General features: G+C 33.2%; 5 protein-coding genes and 1 pseudogene. 4 read left to right on the top strand and 2 right to left on the bottom strand.

Going from position 1 to position 4,679, the window contains the following annotated elements; genetic code table 11:
- Together WGMM_RS07385 and WGMM_RS04530 are read right to left on the bottom strand one after the other, a co-directional pair.
- Positions 1–128 (bottom strand): redoxin domain-containing protein (locus WGMM_RS07385; protein ID WP_128080216.1); only part of this gene is annotated, 128 nt, incomplete at its 3' end.
- A gap of 189 nt (positions 129–317) precedes the next feature.
- A complete protein-coding gene (locus WGMM_RS04530) occupies positions 318–1,745 on the bottom strand; it encodes a sensor histidine kinase (RefSeq protein WP_038250719.1) in 1,428 nt (475 codons plus the stop codon).
- A gap of 65 nt (positions 1,746–1,810) precedes the next feature.
- Between WGMM_RS04530 and WGMM_RS04525 the strand changes: the two genes are divergently transcribed.
- From WGMM_RS04525 to WGMM_RS04510, 4 genes and pseudogenes are all read left to right on the top strand, one after another.
- Positions 1,811–2,986: an aspartate aminotransferase family protein gene (locus WGMM_RS04525; protein ID WP_038250714.1), complete on the top strand. Its 1,176-nt coding sequence runs from the start codon at positions 1,811–1,813 to the stop codon at positions 2,984–2,986.
- Positions 2,987–3,000: 14 nt separating this feature from the next.
- Positions 3,001–3,507, top strand: coding sequence for a ribosome maturation factor RimM (gene rimM / locus WGMM_RS04520; RefSeq protein ID WP_038250708.1), 507 nt, complete (start codon positions 3,001–3,003; stop codon positions 3,505–3,507).
- Positions 3,508–3,569: 62 nt separating this feature from the next.
- Positions 3,570–4,136: an elongation factor P gene (gene efp / locus WGMM_RS04515; RefSeq protein WP_038250703.1), complete on the top strand. Its 567-nt coding sequence runs from the start codon at positions 3,570–3,572 to the stop codon at positions 4,134–4,136.
- Positions 4,137–4,144: 8 nt separating this feature from the next.
- Positions 4,145–4,679 (top strand): annotated as a pseudogene (locus WGMM_RS04510) (inositol monophosphatase family protein); the annotation flags it as partial.

The raw sequence follows: 4,679 nt of genomic DNA, 5'->3' as shown, positions 1-4,679 counted from the left end.
GTATCGTCTTTAGGATAAAAATAAAGAACTACATTTTTTTTATCAAAAAATTCACTCAGTGATAAATTTTCACCAGAATCTGCTGGCAAGCTAAAATCGGGTGCATTATTTCCTACTGCTAATTCCATACCTTGCTCCATTAATAACACTTCCATCTATAGTAGTATATTGTAGTCAGAGTATCAAATTTTATATATAGCTAACAGATAAGATTCTTGATGGGGGCTTATTGATGAATTTCTGCCTACCTTCTCGGCTTGCCGCTTTTGATAAAGTGTGGTTTTCGTCTGATGTAAGGCCATATCAAATAGATCCTATTAAAAATCAATCGAATCTTCACATGTTCGTTCTTCATAAAAGAAGTTCAATGTTATCGTAGTACCAAGTTTTGCTTCACTTTTAATGTCAAAAGTTCCACCCATTAACTCTACTAATTTCTTGCTTAGCGGCAATCCGATGCCCGTACCTTCGTTTCTATACCCCGAATCTGCTTGGCCAAAAACAGACATAACTTTATATATGTCCTGCTGCATTATTCCTATTCCATTGTCATGAAACTCAATAGTTAATAAGTTTTTTTCTATATTTTCTTTTATCACCATTCTTATTAAACCATCTTTGGGAGTGAACTTGATTGAGTTTGATAATAAATTTATTATAACTTGTTTCATTCTCTTGGGATCTGCAATGACTAATAATTGTTTATTAGTCATCTCTTTTTTTAAATTAATCCCGGCTTCTTTTAATTTAGGTAATAGCATATTTACGCATGAATCCATTATTTTGTTCAGGTTAAATTTCACTTTTTCTACTGTTAAACTACTTGATTCAGCTTTAGAAAAATCGAGCACATCATTAATTAAGGTAAGTAAGTGTGTTCCTGCATTATATATATCGTCTGCATACTCCTTGTATTGAGAATTATCCATTGAACCTAAAGTTTTATTTTTGATCAACTCCGCAAATCCAATAATAGCATTAAGAGGTGTGCGTAATTCATGTGTAACGCTTGCAAAAAACTTTAGCTTGTTTGCATTTTCTTGCTCTAATGTCTCTTTTATCTGCTGTAATTCAATGTTAGTTTTATGTTGCTTGGCTAGCATTTGGGTATTAGAAAAGTGCAAATAGAACATTATTAATATTAAGATTATTAATAATAGGCCCAAAAATGTTAAAAACAGGCCATATGCTATAACATAAGAATTATTGTAGTTTCGAAGAATCTTCAAAAAAAACGACGGTTTAACGCTATTTTCATGGAATATAGGGAAAATAGAAGTTAATGTATTTCCTGTAGTATAAAATATTTCTTGGTTACTTAATAATTTATCAATTTCATCGTTTGTAAGTAACTGTTCATAATCATAATCTTGAGTGTTAAAATTACTGAATATTATTCTGCCGTTTTGATCATACAGTATTAAGCTGAAATCCTTTACTTTGCTCACTGATTGTAATAATTCAGCACGTAGTTTTACTAGTTGGTTTATGTAGTCAAAATTTTTGTATTTAATGTGATGCTTTTCTATTAGTAAATAATGGTATTTTTTTATTATGCCATTTTCCAGTACGCCTTTTAAGTTTACACTTGAATCACGGTAAGAAGAAAGGAAATTACTCCTTAGTAAATGATTACAATATATCACACTGAATAAAATCATAAAGATCGATGAGAGTAATACAATAACTTTTGTGTATTTGTTTTTCTTCAACGCAGAAAACATCAATTTACCTAGCTTATACATATCCTTCTTATTGTGAAACAACGGTTTTTATGTTATTAATAATAAAATTTAGCATATAATATTTTATGACAATTTCTCCTATTTTGCCAGTTTATTCTCCTGTTAATATAAATTTTTCTCATGGCAAAGGTATCTACCTATATGATGTTGATGGTGAGCGCTACGTAGATTTTCACTCCGGAATAGCCGTTAGTAGCTTAGGTCACACTAATTCGCGATTAATTAGTGCTCTTAAATTGCAAGGAGAAAAATTATGGCATATATCAAATACCCATAATATACCTGCTGCCAATAATTTTGCAGAAAAATTAATAAACAACAGTTTCGCTGACACTGTATTTTTCTCAAATTCTGGATCAGAGGCAGTAGAATGTGGGCTTAAGATTGCTAGGATCTATCAAAATGGAAAAGGCAATAAAAATCGTCACAGAATTTTAACATTCCATGGTGCATTTCATGGAAGAACCTTTTTAACTTGTGCTACAAACGATAAACAGAAATTTTCTGAATTACTAAATCCCTACATTGATTGGTGTGATAACATCGAGCCCAATATTGAGAGCGTAAAGAAAGCAATTTCAAGTGGTATAGGCGTTATATTAATAGAACCAATACAAGGGCAAGGTGGTATCAAAGTAATGAATGAAGTCTTTATGAAAGAACTAAGAAAGCTGTGTGATGAAAATGACATATTGTTATTTTTTGATTGCGTGCAATGCGGTGCTGGCAGGACAGGAAAATTATTTGCATACGAACATATAGGAGTGGAACCTGATATATGTGCTCTTGCAAAGGGAATAGGCGGCGGGTTTCCGCTGGGGGCTTGTCTTGCAACTGAAAAGGCTGCTAAATATATGGCAGTTGGTATGCACGGTTCCACTTTTGGTGGCAATCCGCTTGCAACCTCAGTAGGTAATGCTGTGCTCGAAGAATTGCTCAGCCCCGGCTTTTTGAAAAATGTTGAAATTAGAGGTAAATACTTAAAAAATAAACTAGAAGACTTAGCAAGTAAATTTCCAATAATAGAGGAAGTAAGAGGGAAAGGGTTAATGCTTGGAATAAAAGTGAAAGCAGACAATCAAAAGTTTGCAGAAGAGTTAAGTCATCGCGGCTTGCTTACTGTTGGGGGAACATCAGATAACGTTGTGAGAATTTTACCTCCACTCATTATCACTGAAAAAGAGATTGATGAAGGCATCGAGATTTTGACTCAATATTTATCTGAGAAATCTTCTGATTAGATACTTGCATTAATATGAACGACAATCTGGTATGCTTAGGAATTATTACCTCTCCTCACGGAATTAAAGGAGCTGTTAAAGTAAAAACCTTTACTGAAAAGCCTGAAAATATCTTCTTATATGGTAAGCTAATAAGTGGTGATGAGAATTATAAAATAGACTCAGTATCCGTCATAGGTGATAATTTAGTAATAGCTACAATAAGCGGAGTAAATTCCCGTAATGAAGCAGAGCTTTTAAGGAATAAGAAGCTATATATAGAAAGAAGCAAGTTACCAGAGCTAAATGATGAGGATGAATTTTATCAAAGTGACCTTGTAGATATGGAAGTAAGGCTGAAAAGTAATGAATTATATGGCTATGTAAAATCTGTGTATAATTTCGGCTCAGGGGATATATTAGAAATTTTAGTTATCAGCACAAAAAAACGTATTATGCTGTCTTTCACTAAAGAGATATTTCCACATATAAATATAAAGGGGAGGTATATAGTGTTAAATATACCAGAATTTATTGACTAATAAAGACTTTGATATTTATATAAAGCTATTTATAATTATAGGATTAAACTGAAAATGTAATTATGGCAGAAAGAGCTAACGATATTAGAGCAGGTCAGGTGTTGGAACATAACGGCGGATTATTTTTGGTTGTAGGTATTATGCATACTCAACCTGGTAAAGGTGGTGCATACATACAAGCTGAAATGAAAAATATCAAGACCGGAGCAAAACACTATGAAAGATTTCGTTCTGACGCAACAATCAGAAGGGCAATTTTAGATGAAGAGGAATATGTTTACCTTTTCACTGAAGGAAACATTGTAAATCTTATGCATCCAAGTAATTACGAGCAAATCACTATAAATTTGGACTTATTGGGAGAAAGAAAAATTTATTTACAGGATAACATGAAAATTAAAGTTGTAGCTTATCAAGACAAAATAATTTCTGCGCATGTGCCTGATTATGTTACACTTGCTGTGAAAGAAACAGAGTCTGTTATTAAAGGACAAACTGCTACTGCTTCTTATAAGCCTGCAATTTTGGAAAACGGAATGCGCGTTAACGTGCCTCAATTTATAAAAGAAGAGGATAAAATTGTAGTATATACTCCAGGTGACAGCTATTATGAAAGAGTGAAAGAGTAAAAGGAAGAATGTCCATCTCATCACCACGAATTAATGTGATGCTTGATTCTGTGCGTAGTGCTTCCAGGCAGCTTATGCGCGATTTTAATGAATTGCAAGTTTCTAATGTTAAATCAGCAGACTTCATTAATAAAACTTATTCAAAATCCAAGCAAACCATATACGATTGCTTGCACGACTACAAACGAGACTATGGGTTTATTTCCGAAGATGATACTGACCAAGAAATAAAAGATAACGGTTATACTTGGTTTATTATGCCTATAGAGGGCAGGGAGAACTTTTCTAGTTGCATGGTTTATTTTGCAGTATCAGTCTGTCTCATTCATAAAAATAAAAGTTGTGGCAGCTGTAATTGATGCTCCGGCTCTTAGAGAAACTTTTTGGGCAGAAGAAAAGAAAGGTGCTTTTCTTGAGGACTTTTAGATCTCGTCATATAAAAATGCGGGTGAAAAGCCGTGAAGGGGGTCTAATAGATGTAAGTGGTAATTTATTAAATAAATTGCTGCCTGGCAATAGTAATGTACGCTCCATCGGTTCAAC

This window comes from Wolbachia endosymbiont of Glossina morsitans morsitans, assembly GCF_000689175.1.
In the GTDB taxonomy this organism is placed as follows: Bacteria; Pseudomonadota; Alphaproteobacteria; order Rickettsiales; family Anaplasmataceae; genus Wolbachia; species Wolbachia pipientis.
The sequence above is the reverse complement of the archived record's forward strand: the minus strand, read 5'-3'. Positions and strand labels throughout refer to the sequence as shown.

Bases quoted from the DNA above. Each gene is read 5' to 3' on its own strand.
- WGMM_RS04525 (WP_038250714.1), top strand. From the start codon at position 1,811: ATGACAATTTCTCCTATTTTGCCAGTTTATTCTCCTGTTAATATAAAT.
- rimM (WP_038250708.1), top strand. From the start codon at position 3,001: ATGAACGACAATCTGGTATGCTTAGGAATTATTACCTCTCCTCACGGA.
- WGMM_RS04530 (WP_038250719.1), bottom strand. From the start codon at position 1,745: ATGTATAAGCTAGGTAAATTGATGTTTTCTGCGTTGAAGAAAAACAAA.
- efp (WP_038250703.1), top strand. From the start codon at position 3,570: ATGGCAGAAAGAGCTAACGATATTAGAGCAGGTCAGGTGTTGGAACAT.